At 36.6% G+C, this 19,107-nt stretch carries 15 protein-coding genes and 1 pseudogene; 2 read left to right on the forward strand and 14 right to left on the reverse strand.

Going from position 1 to position 19,107, the window contains the following annotated elements; genetic code table 11:
• Positions 1-112: 112 nt before the first annotated feature.
• Positions 113-1,042 (forward strand): annotated as a pseudogene (locus XM47_RS19475) (acyltransferase family protein); the annotation flags it as partial.
• Positions 1,043-1,879: an SGNH hydrolase domain-containing protein gene (locus XM47_RS18745; RefSeq protein ID WP_342669145.1), complete on the forward strand. Its 837-nt coding sequence runs from the start codon at positions 1,043-1,045 to the stop codon at positions 1,877-1,879.
• An 81-nt stretch (positions 1,880-1,960) separates the two neighbouring features.
• Here XM47_RS18745 and XM47_RS13420 read toward each other — a convergent pair whose 3' ends face one another.
• From XM47_RS13420 to xrtA, 14 genes are all read right to left on the reverse strand, one after another.
• A complete protein-coding gene (locus XM47_RS13420; protein WP_048693465.1) occupies positions 1,961-4,504 on the reverse strand; it encodes a right-handed parallel beta-helix repeat-containing protein in 2,544 nt (847 codons plus the stop codon).
• A 246-nt stretch (positions 4,505-4,750) separates the two neighbouring features.
• Positions 4,751-5,884 (reverse strand): polysaccharide lyase domain-containing protein, encoded by a 1,134-nt coding sequence (locus XM47_RS13425; protein WP_048693467.1) that lies wholly within the window; start codon positions 5,882-5,884, stop codon positions 4,751-4,753.
• Complete coding sequence (locus XM47_RS13430) at positions 5,881-6,924, reverse strand: hypothetical protein (protein ID WP_048693470.1); 1,044 nt, start codon at positions 6,922-6,924, stop codon at positions 5,881-5,883. Before XM47_RS13430 ends, XM47_RS13425 begins: the two co-directional genes overlap by 4 nt.
• Positions 6,925-6,936: 12 nt before the next feature.
• The gene (locus XM47_RS13435) at positions 6,937-7,854 is read right to left on the reverse strand and encodes an acyltransferase family protein (protein WP_048693472.1); all 918 of its coding nucleotides are present in this window, start codon (positions 7,852-7,854) and stop codon (positions 6,937-6,939) included.
• A gap of 103 nt (positions 7,855-7,957) precedes the next feature.
• Positions 7,958-8,794: a sulfotransferase domain-containing protein gene (locus tag XM47_RS13440; RefSeq protein WP_048693474.1), complete on the reverse strand. Its 837-nt coding sequence runs from the start codon at positions 8,792-8,794 to the stop codon at positions 7,958-7,960.
• Entirely contained in the window at positions 8,795-9,703 is a 909-nt protein-coding gene (gene rfbD / locus XM47_RS13445) for a dTDP-4-dehydrorhamnose reductase (protein WP_048693475.1), read from the reverse strand. It lies immediately after the preceding gene.
• 8 nt (positions 9,704-9,711) lie between these two features.
• On the reverse strand, positions 9,712-10,245 hold the full coding sequence (gene rfbC, locus XM47_RS13450) for a dTDP-4-dehydrorhamnose 3,5-epimerase (RefSeq protein WP_048693477.1): 534 nt from the start codon (positions 10,243-10,245) through the stop codon (positions 9,712-9,714).
• A gap of 1 nt (position 10,246) precedes the next feature.
• On the reverse strand, positions 10,247-11,128 hold the full coding sequence (gene rfbA, locus XM47_RS13455; RefSeq protein WP_048693480.1) for a glucose-1-phosphate thymidylyltransferase RfbA: 882 nt from the start codon (positions 11,126-11,128) through the stop codon (positions 10,247-10,249).
• Between the two features lie 12 nt (positions 11,129-11,140).
• The gene (gene rfbB / locus XM47_RS13460) at positions 11,141-12,226 is read right to left on the reverse strand and encodes a dTDP-glucose 4,6-dehydratase (RefSeq protein WP_048693483.1); all 1,086 of its coding nucleotides are present in this window, start codon (positions 12,224-12,226) and stop codon (positions 11,141-11,143) included.
• A gap of 15 nt (positions 12,227-12,241) precedes the next feature.
• Positions 12,242-13,402 (reverse strand): glycosyltransferase family 4 protein, encoded by a 1,161-nt coding sequence (locus tag XM47_RS13465; RefSeq protein WP_048693486.1) that lies wholly within the window; start codon positions 13,400-13,402, stop codon positions 12,242-12,244.
• A gap of 12 nt (positions 13,403-13,414) precedes the next feature.
• Positions 13,415-14,599, reverse strand: coding sequence for a glycosyltransferase family 4 protein (locus tag XM47_RS13470; protein WP_053084572.1), 1,185 nt, complete (start codon positions 14,597-14,599; stop codon positions 13,415-13,417).
• Between the two features lie 10 nt (positions 14,600-14,609).
• Complete coding sequence (locus XM47_RS13475) at positions 14,610-16,508, reverse strand: XrtA/PEP-CTERM system amidotransferase (RefSeq protein WP_048693492.1); 1,899 nt, start codon at positions 16,506-16,508, stop codon at positions 14,610-14,612.
• 51 nt (positions 16,509-16,559) lie between these two features.
• Positions 16,560-17,666, reverse strand: a complete 1,107-nt coding sequence (locus XM47_RS13480) for a TIGR03088 family PEP-CTERM/XrtA system glycosyltransferase (protein ID WP_048693495.1) — start codon at positions 17,664-17,666, stop codon at positions 16,560-16,562.
• Positions 17,663-19,099: an exosortase A gene (gene xrtA, locus XM47_RS13485; RefSeq protein ID WP_172656539.1), complete on the reverse strand. Its 1,437-nt coding sequence runs from the start codon at positions 19,097-19,099 to the stop codon at positions 17,663-17,665. Before xrtA ends, XM47_RS13480 begins: the two co-directional genes overlap by 4 nt.
• Positions 19,100-19,107 lie beyond the last annotated feature (8 nt).

Here is a 19,107-nt window from a genome sequence, read left to right on the forward strand (position 1 = left end):
ACGACCTTTAATTTTGTCATTAACTCGATAGCTGAAAGTTTTATTCTTTAAGTTGACCTGATCTGTTATTAGTATAGTATTCTAATAAATTACACTTATTTGGTAAGGCATTTTGCAATTTAGAAACGATATTAATGGATTACGAGCTATAGCTGTAATCGCTGTCGTCCTGTTTCATTTTAACCCTAAATGGCTTCCAGGCGGCTTTATTGGTGTAGATGTGTTTTTTGTGATTTCAGGTTTTTTAATGACAGGCATAATAATGCGAGGTATAGAGAAAGATAGTTTTTCTATACTTAAGTTTTATTACGCTCGTGCTAAAAGAATCATCCCAGCTCTGGCTGTTGTCTGTTTTATCATAATTGTATTTGGTTGGTTTTATCTAACTTCTTTCGATTTTGCTCCTCTCCTTCAACATGTAATTAGTAGTGTTGTCTTTTTATCTAATATTGTCTATTGGGGGGAATCTGGATATTTTGATGCCGCTTCTAGTGAAAAATGGTTATTACATACTTGGTCTTTATCCGCCTAATGGCAATTTTATATAGTTTACCCTTTACTACTGTTATTTTTAGCTAAATTTGTTTCTATTAAACTCATTAAGCCTATTCTTCTTGTCGGGACTATTCTGGGGTTCATATTTTGTGTTTTTGCAACCTATCATTCACCTTTAGCATCTTATTTCCTTTTGCCAACTAGGGCTTGGGAAATGATGTTTGGAGGAGTGGCTTACTTATATCCTTTTAAAATCAATAATCAAATGAAGAGGCTTTCTGAATGGTTAGGAATCATATTAATTATTGCTTCTTGCATCTTTATTTCAAAAGATGATCTTTGGCCTGGATATTTAGCATTAATTCCAGTTTTGGGTGCATACTTTATTATCCAAGCTCAGCGTCAGGATAGTATTATTACAGGAAATATTGTTGCTCAGAAAGTAGGAACTTGGTCTTACTCCATCTATTTATGGCATTGGCCGTTAGTTGTTCTATTTTATTATCAACACGAAAATAATTTAGTTGGAATTCCAATTGCAATAGCAATGGGAGTTGTTAGCTATTACACCATTGAGAAAAAAATCAATTTTAAAAAAGTGTTACTAGGGACTAGTGTATTATCGATTCCGTTTTTTGTCGTTGCTCTAAATTCAAATACGAATCATAAAATTGCAGAGCAAAGTCATGAAGAACTATTAAACTTTAGATATCATTACTCGAACCCTAAATGTAACTTTAGGGCATACCATCCAGAAACTAAACAACAGCAAGAAAAAGAAAAAATTCATGAAGACTGTTTTACTTATTTAAATAAAAGTATCCTGATACATGGAGATTCATATGCTTTACATTTTCACCATGGTTTACAAAAAAATTTAGATGAGTTTGATATTTTGCAGATAGCCGCTTTTAGTTGTCGACTTCATGGCAGCTCCACCAAAGGGTGTCGATCATCTAATACTTTCTTTGATAATAACATCACCAAGATATCTCCAGATATATTGATACTATCAGAAAGAGATGGATATGAAGACTTAGATTGGGAAACATATCTCGGTAAATTGGAAAAGTTGAAATCAGTTATTATTTTGGGACCTTCCCCTGAAATTAGAATGAAAAAACTTGTTTATCTAAATGAAGCATCAATCAGCAACTTTGATTATATGAAGAAAATTGATTTTATGTTTCTTAAACCTGATAGTATTTTGAAATCATTTCCCAATGTGCATTATGTTTCTATGAAATCATTGCTTTGTAGTGATGAGCGTCAATGCGATGTATTAGTTGATGGGGTTAATATATATGCCGATGATGGCCATTTTTCTAAATTTGGTTCAGACTATGTTGTTAAAAAGTTGCTCAGTCATAACTTAATTAAATAAGACGTTATAGTCATACAATGCCTAGCTTAATTATGAGTAGGTAACGTAGTGGCCATTATAGGCCACTACCAATCGAAGCCTTTATCTATCTTCTTTAAATAAATTAAAGTTGGTTTTGCTGCTTGCAATATGCAAATAGCCTTCGAGTTCTTCGATATAAAGTAAATGGCTACCAGGCAATAACTCCATCGGTTTCGCTAATATTTCTACTGTCTTAGCTTCTTTATTAATTTCAAGGTAATAAATGGTATCTTTTTTATTCCAGCCAACTATTTGATTCAAACGTGTGTTGTAAGTTAACGCAGGTCGTTCCATTTCAACTAAGCTTAAATCGCCTACCAGCTCCCATCCTTCGCTTTTGAGTGAATCCATTTCCATTGATAGGCCGTCTAAGCTGTAGCTACGAAATGTGCCTTTTCCAATATAAAAAGCTAAATTATTTTCTTTATCAACTATGGTATTAACACCCGGTGTGTTTAGCCCTACACCTACTTTTTTGTAGACTTTCGTCTCTGTATCATATAAATATGTTCCCTGATTGTGGGTAATAATATTTATGTCGGTATTGGCATCATGCACTATTGCGCGTGTGGTTGTTCCTTTAAATTCCTCTAATTCATCATGCAGCAAAGTCCAATTGTTATTATCGAGCGAATATAGCCAGCCATCCGTTGTTTCCCTATTAGACCCGCACCCAACCAGTCCGCCTTGTACAAACAGACTGTTACTCGTGGTATTGTAAACCAAGCTGTTAAGTAAATTGCGTGAAGATGGCACATAGTTAATGTTATCTTCTGTCCAAAGTCCTGAACAGTTTCCCCAGTTAAATACATCCCAGTAGTTACGGTCACCCACATCAAATATGGTGAGTTTTTCTATGTCAGTTCTTTCATGCTCTAAAGATAAGCTTCTAGATGATACATCAAACGAAAAAATCTCATTACCAAAGTAGCTTCTTTGTCCACCGCCTGCGATGTAAACTTTTCCGTTTTGAGGTACATATACTGTGCTAATTGTATTACTAGGCCAATATTTGTTTACGCCACTTACATATGGGTCTGTTCGATCTAAATAAGGGTTTATTTGGGTGTCTGCTATTTCTTCTCGACTTAAATCAGGCAGTAGTGCAACTTTAGGAGAGTCTAAAACGTCGATATTAACTAGCGCTGTAGAGTTTCCGCCTTGCCCTTCACAAGTAATGACAAATTGACTGTCTCGAAATAATTTTTCAGTGTTAATTGTTCCGTTATATTCAATTTTTCCTTCCCAAGAACCAGAGGCGTGGCATGATAATGCATTTTTAACCTCCCAATTTAATCTAGTATCGGTTAAATAACCGATACTATATTCATCGGCACTAAAGCTGATTATTGGTGTTTCGTGTATGGCACCATCATATTCAAATGCACCTATATCCGGGGTGGCATCAATAAGCCTCATTTTAATTTTCCCACCCGGTAAAAATTCTGTAGTTGGGAAGGCTAAATAACTGCTAAGTTCATTTGTAATCGGTTGGCCTTGGTCTATCGCTGCAGAGCTTTCAGTTAGGTAATAGTTATCTAAGCCAAAATTTTCAAAATCTTCTTCCAATGCGACTTGGTTATTATAATTTTCCAATAAGTTTTTAGTGGCGCTATTACGGTGAATAATAAAATTGGAATCGGATAAACCATAATATAAATTGTTACTGATAACACCGGTTTGGAAATCAGACATATTGTCATATAGCTTCAAAAATTGACCTTTAGGGTGTTTATTGATTATGGTGTTGTGATTAACAAATAGCTTTTTATTTGGGTTGTTTCTGGAACCTTCTCTTGATTCAGCTGCATAAGCTATCATAGTGTAATTGGGGCTATTTTCGGTCTGTATCATTAGGTTTCCCGAAATATATGTTGGGCCACCGCCTGTTACATCTATATGGTAGCTGGACTTACCTTCGGTATTATCCGATAACTTATTTCCAATAATGTAATTATTTTTGGCAATAGTTTTGATTAGGTGTCCAGTATCAACGCTATGGCTATAACTATTAATGATTGAGAATACATTTGTATTCGTGATGTACATATTATGGGATTTTCCATCCTTATACCCATTATATGAAAACTCTGAACTAGTAATGAATACGTTATTACCAACTGATGGATATCGACTTGTAATTGGTGTGACGAGAATGCCATTTTCATTGTGGTGGAAATAACTATTTTTAATGATTAGGTTACCACCTCCGTCATGTCGAATTCCGGCGCCATTATGATCCGAAACTTCAGCGTAGGATAATTCAATATTCTCTATGGTGACATTATAACCTAAAGTGTTCCATATCCCTTTACCGCCAGGAATACTCCCACTGCAGTCTTTCCACGTGATGTGAGGGCGCCCATTAACGCCTCGAATTGTTAGGTTACTTGCTCTCCATTTTACACCAGCATCACAAGAGTAAACTGCTGCATCAATTTCAATTACATCTCCTTCTTTGGCTATTGCGGCTGCTTCAGATGGTAATTTATAAGTTTTTTCTGGACCGACTTGAATAATATTTTGGGTTGCTGATATTGCAGATACTGGATATATACTTGTGGCGAGAAATGCCAATTGGATAGAACGTTTAATACAACTCATTTTAAGGTTCCTTTAAGTAACAACTAAATACTTTTACTTAGATTTATCTAAGCCTTTCAAGTCTAGTATAGAAATTGAGCAACGGTAGGAAATTTTGGTTAACTTGTAATTATCAGAGATATCTCACAAATATTTTGGGCGAATATCAGGCGGCTAAATATGGATAAATAGTTATTTTGAAGCTTTATTCTGGTATTGAATGCTGATTAATAGCTAAGTGTTTTTTGTTACTTATATTTTAAGGCATTAATTAGTATCGACACCTAAAGTGCTGATTAATTGATTGTTATACATGTTTATGTTGATCGAATTGTTTAAGTAAATTCCGGCACTATTTGGGCAGTTAACTATCTTATTGTTGATTAATGTTCCATTTTTATGTTCAAAAGTACATTTTTCGTTAACGCAATTTTTGTGCGCTGTACCTCCACCGCCAAAAGATAAGCCAATTCTTACATCTAATTTAGTTTTATGTTTAATGTGCATTTCACATATAACTAGGTTATTACTGAACTGGCCATTTTGACCACCTCCCTTTAAAAACGCACCGTAGGATATGCCGTTACCTTCTAACTTTGCGAAATCTGCAATCAAGTTGCCGTCGATCTGCCAGTGTTCCCCGCCCACTATATCTATAGGCGTGACAGGGGAAGCTGTTTTTCTAGGCCAATGATTAATAAATTGGTTGTGAGACAAGGTAACGTGGTTAGGGAATCGAACTCCATTGGGTGTTTTAATGCCATTTGATTTGATATGTGCATTGAAGTTGTTAAAAATATTGTTCGAAATAATTAGGTGGTCAGATTTTCCTACTATATGAATTGCATGCTCACACTGTGAATCTAATTCACATTTTCCTTCAAATTGTATCCCGCTTATTTGAACATAAGGTGCATTTATCCATAGTCCTTCGTTACCAAAAAATTCAATAATTACTCTTTTGTTATTGACCGCTGTAATTACTATTGGTTGACTTAAGCTGCTATTCGCGTCTATTTTGATCTTGTTTCGTTTAATTTGATATACCCCACCATTTAAACTCAACATGGTATTAGGTTTCAGCTTACTCAACGCATCACTTAAAGACTGACTATCGGAAACGAGCACTTGATTTAGTGGGTGATAATGTTGAATTAATGGAGCATTCTTTGTATGCCAATCATTAATATGCACTTTAGTGTCTATAGTTGAAATTTCAGGCAGTATTGTACTGCTGAGATTAGCTAGAGTTGTCGCCGAAACTGGCAATATTTGACTTTTCTGTTGAATTAATTGCTGGATCTTTATATTTAGCAGGTAAAGAAATTCAGGTGGAGTAATTGTTTTGTATATCAGCCCCATTATTAGGATGGTTAAGGCGATTACCCATTTAAATTTCATTCGTTATTGTTTAGTATTTCGAGTAATAAAGGGAGGTTATTGATTTCTGGTAGCTGGTAGCTGGATAAATTAGCACCTAGTCTATCGTTATAAAAGCTATTGCCTTCTTGGTAGTGTTTAGTATCAGTTGCTTTGCCAACAATAACGTTTTGATTTACCAATATCTTAATGCCACTTTTTTCTTTAGGCAGGGCCAAGAAAGTGTTACCTCTTTCCCTTTCTAATATAATTAGGCTCTTTGTGATTTCTATCGAATTTTTGCGTAGCGGACTCGTGCCTTCTAGCCCAAAACCAATTGCTTGTTTGTTTACAGTGCTATTTCCTTGCTGCAAAATACAATTGTTAATGGTTAACTCACCACCGTTTGATATGTCTATTAATCTACTATCGTTTCCTGTTAACGATGCAATTAAAGTATCTTCTATTACAACCCGACGCGATCTTGCCTTTATTTCGTGCCCTTGGTCTTTACTACTTAAAAATACACTGTCTTTAATGAGTAATGATTCACCTTGCGCGTATATTGCGTGTGCTCGACCTGCTTTGCCTAGATTTTCAAAGCGGCTATATCGTATTGTCAGGCTATTCGTTTTTGGATTTTGTAGAATTCCTTGCTGGCTATTGTGAAAATTGACACCTAGGACAGTTAAATCTTTCCCTTCTTGGCGTATACAAGCGCCGTTGTTTGAAGATGCTTTTACTTGGCTACATTCGATATTTTCAATGGTGACATCATCACCACTGACAACAAAGGTCCCCTTATCTTTAATTACTGCATTAATGAAGTGTGTATTAGCACTTCCTGTAATCGTTACATTGTTAGATTTTATATGCATACCTGTAATATATATGCCGGGCCCTATGTATACTTGGCTGTTGTCTTTTATTGCTTGGTTTGCTTTCTTTACTTCCTGGTAACTAATACCATCAACAATTATTTCATTGTTTTTAATGAATGCTTGGCTTGAAAAACATAGTAAGCAAAGTGTCCAGCATGAGACGCGAGTGAATAAATTGATTAAATGACGAATCAAGTTCATGAGTGTTTCCTCTTAGCTACCAATTAAATAGCGGCTACTTCGCCCAAATAATTTTTGGATGCCTAATATGATACTGACACATAAAAAAAGCGTGGATAGCGTGATGACTATATGGAGTACTGGATTACCACTCGGTAAGTCGCCTACTAATTGAGTATAGGATAATTTCCCAGCAGTAAGCACATATGAATGTATAAAGAAAATACCAAAGCTTGCATTTGCGACTACATTAATAATTGGGGATGTGAGCTTGTCTCCGTAGTATATTAATAATCCTAAGAAAAACAGGCAAGCTGATATTTTTTGTAAGTAATTTACCCAAGTCATTGTACCTTTCATGAAGAAAAATTCACCTAGGGCAAAAGCTAAGATCATACTGCCGAGTAGTAATAGGGTTTTGGGTTGGCTTAAAATCGGGTTTAATTTATGTTTAAAGTGACTACAAAACATCCCAAGCAGGTAAGCTGAAAAGAAATGGATAAAGCTGATGTAAGGTAACCCTCTTTCTATCCAACATGAAATTAATAAAAAGATGGGTAGCAAATAATATATTTTCTTATTTTTATCTGCTGCAATAAGCAGTGGAGAAATTAGGAAGAATATTGAAATCATTGGCACAAACCACAGAGGTGCAAGATGCCGACCTGTTAAATAAAAATAAATAATTTGGAGCCACTCTGGATTATCGTAAAAGCTTTCCCACACACGCTCCCTTTGCTGAAAATATACAAAGACGATGATTGCGGGTATGGAAATTATCAGGTAGGGTAAAATGACATTTTTGAGTTTGTTAATATAGTATTTATTTGGGCTATATTTTACAGAGAGGTGCTGAAACAAATATCCGGCTATAAACACAAATAGAACGCTACCGTTACTCATAAATATTCTGACAATACGGGATAGTTCAAAGCTATTTGTCCATATCATGCGATCAATAGCATGCTATCAATAGCATGCCCAGACACAATAAAGAAAATAGCCAAAGCCCTGAATGCATGTATGTAACTCAAAAACATTTTATTACCTATTGTTATTGAATTCGATTTTGTTTGTCGAAGGTATATTTGTTTCGCCATCTCTCACAATTAACATTTAACAGCTTTTCTAAGTTACTTACGTCGGTATCTAAGGAAGACCATAGTAAGCGTTTTAGAGCGGGTTTAAATCTAACCTTAATTGGCAAGAAACGAGATAACTTATAAGAAAAAGGTAGCTTTTCAACTAACTTAATTAACAATTTTAATATACGTCTATTTTTAAACTTTAGCGATGCATCTGACACATTCTGTGCCTCAAGATTGACTTCGTCTCTCGTCGGCTGCTGAATTTGTAAGAACTTACAAACACTAGTTAAGGTTTGATATGGCTTCTTAATGTAATCTTCAAAAAATATGACTTCGATTTGTTCTGCAGGAAAGTATTCTAAATAAGCTGTGATTTGTTTGAAATACATTGATCGCTCTAAAAAGCAAACATGCTCGCCGATGGTTTCTAATGCTTTATTACTGATGCTTCCGTTTCTTAATCTATGGTTAAAATGAGATTCGATACGTGCAACAGGGTCTCTGAGCATGAAAATTATTTTTAAATCGGGATTATGCTCGAATAGGATTTTTGGAACTTGTGGGTACTCATCGATAAAGGAATATGTCGTTGAAGCTTCCCCTAGAATTTGATCATTTTGAACATCAAATAAGCTGAGGTAATGGCTCATTTTTTCTTTGATATTCGGTGTTTTACTAAAAAAATGAGGTTCTTTTTCTTTACAAAAACAAATCGATTTCAGTTGACTCAATTGGGCTGCCAAACTTGTCGTCCCACACTTTTGGCCACCGGCGATGACAAAATTTAGTTTGTTATTTTCCATTTATAACGAGCTCTCAGTTTTTAATTTAGAAATGACCAAAGATAGTGCTTGTCGCCAATCAGGTAATAGTTCAAACAACACTTCCGCTTGTTTTGCATTCGTCAATACTGAGTATGACGGACGTGGAGCTGGTAGGGGGTATTCATCAGTGTTGATTGCCCTCAGGACAGGCTGTCTTGGTAAAATTTTATGGGTAAATGCATCTGAAAAAATAGCTCTTGCAAACCCATGCCAAGTTGTTGGCAAATTCCCCGTATAATGGTATGTTCCCCAAGGTTTTAAGCCATTCTCTATTTTTAAAATGGCAGAAAAAATGGTATTTGCTATATCACCTGCATAAGTCGGGCAGCCATACTGATCAGCGACAATCGATAGATTATCTCTTGACTTCGCAAGCTTTATCATTGTTTTTACGAAGTTATTACCGTACTCACTAAATACCCATGACGTTCTGAAAATAATGTGTTGTCGGTGGGTTTTTGCAAGCGTAAGTTCTCCTGCAAGTTTAGACATCCCATATACGCTTTGAGGATTTACTTCATCATCAGGCAGGTAAGGTGCTGTTGCTTCACCATCAAAAACATAATCCGTTGACACATGAATGAGAGGTATATCGTATTTTGCAGCAGCCAGGGCTAAATTTTCTACACCCGATTCATTGACTAAATACGCTTGTTCAGCATTTGATTCAGCTTTATCTACAGCTGTATATGCAGCGGCATTTACGATGTAATCAGGTCGCTCATCATTAATTGTTGACATTACGCTGATTTTGTCAGTAATGTTCAATTCATCAGATGCACGGGCTAATAGTTCAACTTTAGTATTTTTTGTTAGATTAAACCTACGAATTACATCTTGGAAGCACTTCCCAAGCTGTCCATTTGCACCCGTTAACAATATTTTCATCACTGTTCCTAAAGCTGTTCTAATTTTAATCCAAGTTTATCTTTTTCGGATAGCTGAGGACAAATACCTTGTGGCCATTCTATGTTGATGGTTGGATCATCCCAAGCTAAACAACCTTCATCACTAGGATCATAATAATCAGTGCATTTGTACTCAAAATCAGCTGTTTCTGATAAAACGATAAAGCCGTGAGCTAATCCTGGTGGTACCCATAATTGACGCTTGTTATCTTCGGATAATATGATGCCAGCCCATTGTCCATATGTAGGAGAATCCTTACGGATATCTACAGCTACATCAAAAACTTCCCCTTGGACGACTCGGACTAATTTACCTTGGGGTTTCGTTTTTTGGAAGTGTAAACCTCTTAGCACATTTTTCTGAGATCGTGAGTGGTTATCTTGTACAAATGGAGTCGTTATTCCACATAACTCTTGGTATCTTTTAGCTTGGAAGGTTTCTAAAAAAAAACCTCGCTGATCACCAAATACTTTTGGTTCTATGATTAGTACATCTTTTATTGCTGTTTGAATAACTTTCATTTTATTTGTATCCATTTGCGACTTTTAACAAGTACTGGCCATAACCGGTCTTAGATAAGGCATTACCTTGTGAGATTAGTTTTTCCTTATTAATCCAGCCTTTATCATATGCAATTTCTTCTAAACAAGCTACTTTCAAACCCTGTCTGTGCTCTACCGTTTGTACAAAGCTGCCAGCTTCTAATAAAGAGTCGTGAGTGCCTGTATCTAACCAAGCAAAACCTCGGCCGAGAACTTCTACATTTAAGGTCTGTTTATTTAAATAAGCATTATTTACATCCGTAATTTCGAGCTCACCTCGGGCTGAAGGTTTGATTGATTTTGCAATCTCAATGACTTCATTGTCGTAAAAATAGAGCCCTGTGACTGCGTAATTTGATTTAGGCGTTGCCGGTTTTTCTTCGATGCTTAAAGCTTTACCTGAACCATCGAACTCAACGACGCCAAAGCGTTCTGGATCGGATACGTGGTAGCCAAATACAGTTGCGCCCGTATCATGTGCTCTTGCATTTAGGAGTTTATCGGAGAAGTGTTGGCCAAAGAAAATATTATCACCTAAAACAAGTGCAACATTATCATCACCTATAAATGACTCGCCAATTAGGAACGCTTGTGCAAGCCCATCAGGACTTGGTTGGACGGCGTACTCGATGTTTAGGCCAAATTGACTGCCATCTTTAAGTAATTTTTTAAAATTATCTAAGTCTTCAGGTGTTGTAATTATTAATATTTCTTTAATACCGGCTAACATTAATACGGAAAGTGGGTAGTAAATCATAGGTTTATCGTAAATAGGCATCAACTGTTTTGACGTTGCCATTGTTAGTGGATGTAGTCTTGTGCCACTGCCCCCAGCCAAAATAATGCCTTTGTAATTTTTCATTTTTCAGTCCTATTATTTATTTCCGACGCGCTCTAACTTGTACTCTCCTGAAAGCACTCGTTGCCACCAAGGTTTGTTATTTAGATACCACTCAACCGTTTTCTTAATTCCTGACTCAAATGTTTCTTCGGGCTGCCAGTTTAGCTCATTGGCCATTTTACTGGCATCGATAGCGTATCTCACATCATGGCCGGGTCTATCAGCAACATAAACTATTAAATCTTCGTATTTCTGAACACCCTCTGGTCTAATTGGAACTAATTCTTCTAGTATTTCACAGATAGCTTTGACGACTTCTATATTACGTTTCTCGTTGTGTCCACCTATGTTATAGGTTTCACCCACTTTACCATTGATCGCTACTTCTAATAAGGCTTTAGCATGGTCTTCAACATATAACCAATCTCGAATTTGACTACCATCACCGTATACGGGCAAACTCTTACCAGAAAGTGCATTTAATATGATATGTGGTACTAACTTTTCTGGAAAGTGGTATGGACCATAGTTATTTGAACAGTTTGTAATAACAGTCGGTAAACCATATGTTCGTTGCCATGCTCGAACTAAATGATCTGAACTGGCTTTACTCGCTGAATATGGTGAGCTAGGTGCGTAAGGTGTTGATTCAGTAAATAGTGGCAATTTTGCGTTAGGTTTTGATTCGTCTGGGTGTGGAAGATCTCCATAAACTTCATCAGTAGATATATGATGAAATTTAAATGCTTGTTGGTTTTTTAGATCTAAAGATAACCAGTGGTTTTTGGCCGCTTCTAATAAAGTATATGTCCCAACTACATTCGTCTGTATAAACTCGCCAGGACCATCGATCGATCTGTCTACGTGACTCTCCGCAGCTAAATGCATGACGATATTTGGTTGATGGCGCTGAAAAACTTCAGTTACTTTTTGGAAATCACAAATATCTACTTGTTCAAATATATACTTATTAGAGATTAAATTCTCAGGTATTGATTCAGTGTTGCCAGCATAGGTAAGCTTGTCTAAATTAATGACACTGTAATCTGTGTTGGAGAGTATATGTCTTATTACGGCACTACCGATAAACCCAGCACCACCTGTGACTAAAATTTTCATATCACTTTATCTCTTTTAATATTTCTTTGTTGCACATGACAACAATATATTGAAATTTTGAACAATTTTCTTAGCATTTTGTTCCCAAGTTAACGATTTGCGTTCAATCGTTTTGGCTGCTTGAACGCCTAATTTCTGTCTAAGATCAGCAGACTTCAATAGTTTTGTGAGTTGCAAACTAAAAGAATCTTTTTGGTTAATATCAAAGAGCACGGAATTTTCTTCGTCCGTTAATAGTTCTTTGATATTTGGCGTATCTGGGGCTACGATTGCTTTACCTAATGCTAAGTACTCAAGCATTTTCAAAGGAGATGCATATGCTACTACATCAGGCTGTAGGGCTACTTCCATTTGTGCCACCCAGTTAGGCATATCTGCGCGCTGTACGATTCCAGATACAAAAATTTGTTCAGATAAGCCCAGCGATTTTGCTTGTTGTTTTAATCTTTCTACAGCAGGCCCATCACCTACAATTAGAAAAAACAGGCTAGAGTCATCAAGTTCTTTCATGATAGTGAGTACTCGATCAAGCCCATGCCAATCTCTTACAAACCCTACAAAACCTATTACTGTTTTGTTGCTTAAGTCTGGTAACTTAGTCGGTATAGTTGTCGGTGCGTAAAAACTTTCTTTGTTGATACCATTTGGAATAACGTCAATATTTTCTTCTTTGACTCCGATTTCTCTCAAGTAATCAGCGAGTACGTTAGTAACAGGTAGTGCTTTATCTGCTTGACGCCAACAGTAATTCTGACTCCATTTAGCTAACCAATCTATGCTTATGCCATCGTATTTTTTTCTTTCTTGGTATAGCGGGGCATTAACTTCGAGTTGTAATGGAATTTTGAATACCTTACTTGCCCATATACCGGCAGGGAAAAATAAGTTGTATCTTTCATATATCACGTCTGGCTTAAACTGTAAAATAGCCATGCTTAGCTTGATAAAGGCATAGAAGGAGTAGCTGAATTCGAGTAACTCATAGACAAATTGGGGTAATTTAGCTTTTAATGCATCGACCCAGCCACCATCACTTCCAAAATCACTGTTTTCTGCAACTTGAGGCGCAACTATTTTAATTTCATGCCCTTGTTTCGTTAAAGCGTTGATAATTTCTTCTACATGGACATATTGACCATCTTTTGAAGCGATTCTGTGGTGATAAAGAATTTTCATAAATACTCTGTTTTATTTATTCTGTTTTATTATTTGCTGGAAAATATCATATTGCTTATCTGAAGTTTCTTTCCAGCTAAATTTTTCTGCGTATTGTCTAGTTTCTGTTCTATCTATTTTGTTAGCTAGTACTTGTTTTATACCAGCCGCTATTGAATCTGAGGTTCTTTTTACCAGCACACCTGCTTCTGGTGCTGCTACGACCTCTGGTGTTCCCCATATATCTGCGGCAACAACAGGGGTACCGCTTGCCATGGATTCTAACAAAACGTTTGCCCATCCTTCTCGGCTAGATGCTAACACTAGCGCATCGGCAGCTTGATAATAATGACTCAATTCTGCTTGTGGCAAAGCACCTAAGAAAGTAATGTTTTCAGCTAGGTTCAATTGCTTTACTAATTGAGACAATTTTTGTTTGTCGGGACCATCGCCGGCGATAAATAGATGGTAATCGGTTAGCTGTTTCATTGCTTCAATGACTAGGTAGTGTCCTTTGCGCTCGATTAGCCAGCCAACTGAGATAATTAATTTTTTATCCCCAACTAATTTAGATCTTTTTTCTGCTTGTTCTTGGTTATTACTTGGTTTGAATAAATCTAAATCGACGCCATTTCTTAGTACTGAAACTCTGCTGTCATCAGCACCTAAAGTAACCATTTCGTCTTTTAACGCTTTGCATACGGACATCATATGGGCGGCTTGTTTAAATACCTTTTGGATCATTTTTTTAGGCTTTTCAATTACAGGTATTAAATTAATATCTGTGCCTCTAGCCGTACAAGTAAAAGGTATTTTGAATTTGTTGGCAACTCTAGCTATGGCTACACCATCAGGGTAAAAGTAATGACCATCAATAACATCGAAGCGCTGACCACTTTTAATGATTCTTTGTAAGCATTTCTCAATAGCTCTAGCCATAAAAATAGGCGTTAAGGCCATGCCTAGTTTGGGAATAACTAGGTACTTTGGGTGATAGACAGTTACGCCATTTATTTCTTCAACATCTTTTACACCTGCGAATCTAGCATACTCTCCAAAACATTTTGCAGAAAATGGAAACCATGGCACAGGCGCGATTACAGTCGACTCTATCTCCGGATATTCAGCCCTAAGATGTTTTAAGCGAGTTTCTACAAAGACGCCATGTTTAAAGTCTTTATTGTTTGGATATAAACTTGAAATTGTTAATATTTTCAATGCTGTGCCTTTATTTCTTAAGCTCTTGTTCAAGGAATAAGCCTAACATTAATATTGTCCACAAACCGGCTGAGTGATCACTTGTTCCATCTTGATGTTGCTTGAACATTTTTCTTAATTGTTTGCTATCAAATATATCGGCAGCTTTTATGGCATCGGAAAATAATACACGTTCTAATTTTTCTTTTAATGGCCCCTTCAGCCATTGTGCTAGAGGGATTCTGAATCCCATTTTTTTGCGATATAAGTTATCTTCACTTAGGTGAGGTTCGAGTGATTTTTTAAGGCAAGCTTTACCTTCGCCCTTAGCTAAATTTAGGTTAGATGGGGTTTTAAACGCCCATTCTACAAAAGTATGATCAAGCATAGGCACTCTAACCTCTAGTGCATGAGCCATACTTGCTCTGTCCACTTTAGTAAGGATATCTCCAGTCATCCAAGTTTTAAAATCTAAATATTGAACCATTTTTAATGGGTCTTTAAATTCTTTACCTGCAAGCGCTTCATCAAAAACTGCTCGAGAGTCATAACCTTTTAACTTCTGTTTAAAAGACTTACTATAAAGCTTTTGTCTTTCATCGGCTCTGAGTTTACTCATGCTGTTTAAATAAGCATGGCTGCTGCTCATACCGATAGATTGGAATGTTGTTTTTGCTCTTAAAAATTGCGGCGCCCAATCGGCTTTCGGATATAGTTTACCTAAAGTGCCGAAAACAGGTCTTCTAAGTGCATAAGGGATTTTTGAACGTGCTTTTTCTTCTTGTAAATGAAGCTTATAGCGTCTGTAGCCAGCAAAGATTTCGTCTCCACCATCACCAGATAAACATACAGTGACATGTTTTCTTGCGACTTCACATACCCTATAAGTTGGCAAAGCAGAGCTATCTGCGTATGGCTCGTCGTATACTTTTGTGAGTTCATTGATTAACTCAAAGTCTTCATGGTCAACGACTTCGACGTTATGATTTGTTTTGTATCTATCTGCAACAATTTGCGCAAAATCTGTTTCGTTAAACTCTGGGACATCAAACCCAATAGAGCATGTTGTCGCAGCTTGCTCTTGAAGTTGAGACATCAAGGCAACAATGGCGCTTGAATCCACACCGCCAGATAAAAAAGCACCCAGTGGTACCTCGGATACTAGGCGTAAATCAACAGCTTTCTTGAGGCGCTCAATTAGTTCTTCTTCTACTTCTGTTTTATCTAAATAACTCGTTTCTTGCCAAGGTAAATCCCAATATTCTTGTGTAATTACTTCAGTATCTTTGCCTTGTTTTAGGTGAATGTAGTGTCCGGCTTCTAATTTATATACGTTTTTATAAATACACTTAGGATCTGGGATGTAGCCTAGAGTTAGGTAATCTTCAATTGCTCTAGGATCTATTTGACTAGGGCAGTGTGGGTGCTGTTTTAGCACTTTTAATTCAGAACCAAATATCAGTTGGTTCTCAGACGTTACAGCATAATGTAAGGGTTTTTCGCCAATACGATCTCTGGCGATAAATAATTCTTTTTTGATATTATCCCAAATAGCAAAAACAAACATACCATTAAAATGGTCAACACACTTCACTCCCCATTCTTCCCATGCATGGACAATGGTTTCAGTATCGCTATGGGTTTTGAAGCTATGACCGAGTTGCTTTAATTCGTCTGCTATGGATTGAAAGTTGTAGATTTCACCATTAAACACCACGACCACATCACCCGTTTCATTGTAAATAGGTTGGTGTCCACCGGAGAGGTCAATAATAGAGAGTCTTCTATGAGCTAGGCCTATGCTAGTATCAAAGTGGTAACCTTCGTCATTAGGCCCTCTATGCTGCTGAGCATCATTCATTTTTTTTAAAATGTTTTGGTCTATCGTTTCATTTTGATTAAATGAAAAAATCCCTGCAATTCCACACATATATTTACTCTAATTATTTACTTTCTATGACAGCTAACTCATTAAATTTGGTTAGCGATACAAATTTTGATATTTGTTTACCATGCTTTGTTCACTGAAATTTTCTGTTGCTAATTTTCTTGATGCCACTTTCATTGTTACCAGGTGTTTGTTGTTACTATGCATTTTTAGCATGGCTTCGGACAATGTTTTTTCATCCTTAGCCGGTACTAGGATAGACATTTCTGCTGTGGTTATTTCAGGTATACCGCCTACATTGGTACTGATAACCGGAAGTCCAGATGCCATAGCTTCAAGCATAGTCATAGGTACACCTTCTCCAATCGATGACATGATAAAGGTATCAAATGAGTGGTAAATATCTGCCATGTCATGTCTTGCCCCAGCAAACCAAATGTTTCGTTTGGTAATTTGAGCCTGCTGCTCCAACTCTGCCCTAAGTGGACCATCTCCGACAATGGATAATTGGGTACTATTAGCAAAGTTTTCATTTTCACTACATGCTATGTCGTAAGCTTTTATCAGCCTTTGGTGATCTTTAATACCTTGTAATCGTCCAACACAACCAAATACAAATTTCCCATTCTGACTATCATGAATAAGCGTTTTGCTATCTGCAGTTTGATAGCTGGTGGTATTTACCCCATTGTAAATGAGTTCACATTTTTTCGGTGTTATTTGTACCGTATCTTTAAGCCAATCATATAAGTCTTTCGATACTGTCACAAACTTATTAATAAATGGAGATATCAATCTTCTGAGTAGTTGATATTTTTTGTTTTTTCCTTCCGGATCATATATATCTCTGCCATGTTCAGCATGTACTCTATTGGGTACACGGGCGAGAAAAGCACATAACTGGTATTCTAAGGTCGGTAAATTATAGCTGTGAAGCACATTAGGTTTTGTTTGTTTAAGGAGTTTATAAACTTGATAAAAAGCTTTCCAACTATGCCCCTCAGGCTTGTTGATTGAATATAGGGCAACTGAGTTCGAATTAATTAAATTGGCAAAGTCATTGGAATATTCTGTCAAAGCAATAATGCTATGGCTATATTTATCTTCAGGCAACGCGTTTATAGAGTTGATAAGAACACGCTCTAAGCCACCTATATCTAGCCGATAAACTAAATGCGTTATGTGTTTTCTCTCATTCATTGATCTTTCTGCCAAGTTTGAAAAATATTTAGCCAGTTAATTAGCTCTTTTTCGTTTATCCCATCAGTTATATTGATTGCTATAAAATAACCACCTTGATACCTATTCATTAGTTGATCCGGTAATTGGTTGAGTTTAACCGCTAATTTATTGGGAGACTGTAAGCTGCTTGTCTGATACCAAGCCAAAATTGATTTCTGTTTTCCAGAGATGGATACTAATTTATATATTATAGCTGCCTGTTTGGCTGATAATTTTATCTGCTTTTTATTTAGAAGTGTCCAATTTTCAATATCATAGTGCCTATGGGTACCACTGATTAACTCATACTCTTGGTTCTCAAATGGATAAAACGCAATAAAAGCTTGCCTGTTATTGATGACACCCTGCCAAGTTTCAAATGCGCCTTTAAATATAGGCAACCAATCGATCCCAGCTTCGCTTTTTGTTATTGGTAGCTGTTGTAGCTTTTCGCTTAGGCTTACATTGTGTACTGCTTGGCTTGCATCGATAACAAATGCTTTATATATAGGTGTGGTGATTAATATCCCGGATAACAAGAATACAGCTGAGTAGGTTGTCTGTTTTGATTGGCTAATTGTTACAGGTGTTATTAACTTTTCTGATTCTTGCCCAAATCGTCCAGCCCAAAACAATATGGCGATAATAAACATGAAAAAGAACCAACCGTAGACTAGATGGTCTGCACCTGTTGCATGCTGCATATCTGAATAATGGCCAATTAATATAATGCCAAAAGCCCTGAGCCCGTTCGCTAAAATGGGTAAGGTACAGGCCACTAGAATGAAAACTGCTCGTTTCCAATATGTTTGATAATTAAGATAAGCGTATAGTGTGCCTAACGCAATGGAGGCAATTAAAAAACGGATACCCGCACACGCCTCTGCAACTTCAAATGTACCGTTAGGTATATAGAGGTAAAGTCCTTCTCTGAAAACCGGGATATCAACTAGGTTTAACATCCAAACACTGAATAGTGCTGTAATATCTTGTAACTGGGGAACAAACTCTTCACCAAAAGGGATAGCAAAAATAAGATAAAACAATGGAAAGAAGAGTTTGAGGCAAACTCGATAGCCGATCAAATATACGACTATTAATATTAAGCTAGTGTAAGCACATAACTGGTTTAATAAATTGATTCCAAGTGTACTTGTAATTAAATATACAATCTGAGTAATCGCTAATGGTATGAGCCATAACTTTTCATTTTGATAGGATGATTCGAGTAGCGGCTGACGATTTCGCCATATCAGCCATAGTGATATAGGCAAAATGAAAAAGCCATGGGTATAGGTATTGGATTGAGACCAAACTCTAACCATATCTAATAATGGACCAGAGTAGGTTATTCCCCAGATAGTCAGAGATAAGAAAAAACTAATCCCTAGTTTCGATTTGATATACTCCATTAGCTTAT

Source organism: Catenovulum maritimum, from assembly GCF_001050375.1.
Lineage (GTDB): Bacteria > Pseudomonadota > Gammaproteobacteria > Enterobacterales > Alteromonadaceae > Catenovulum > Catenovulum maritimum.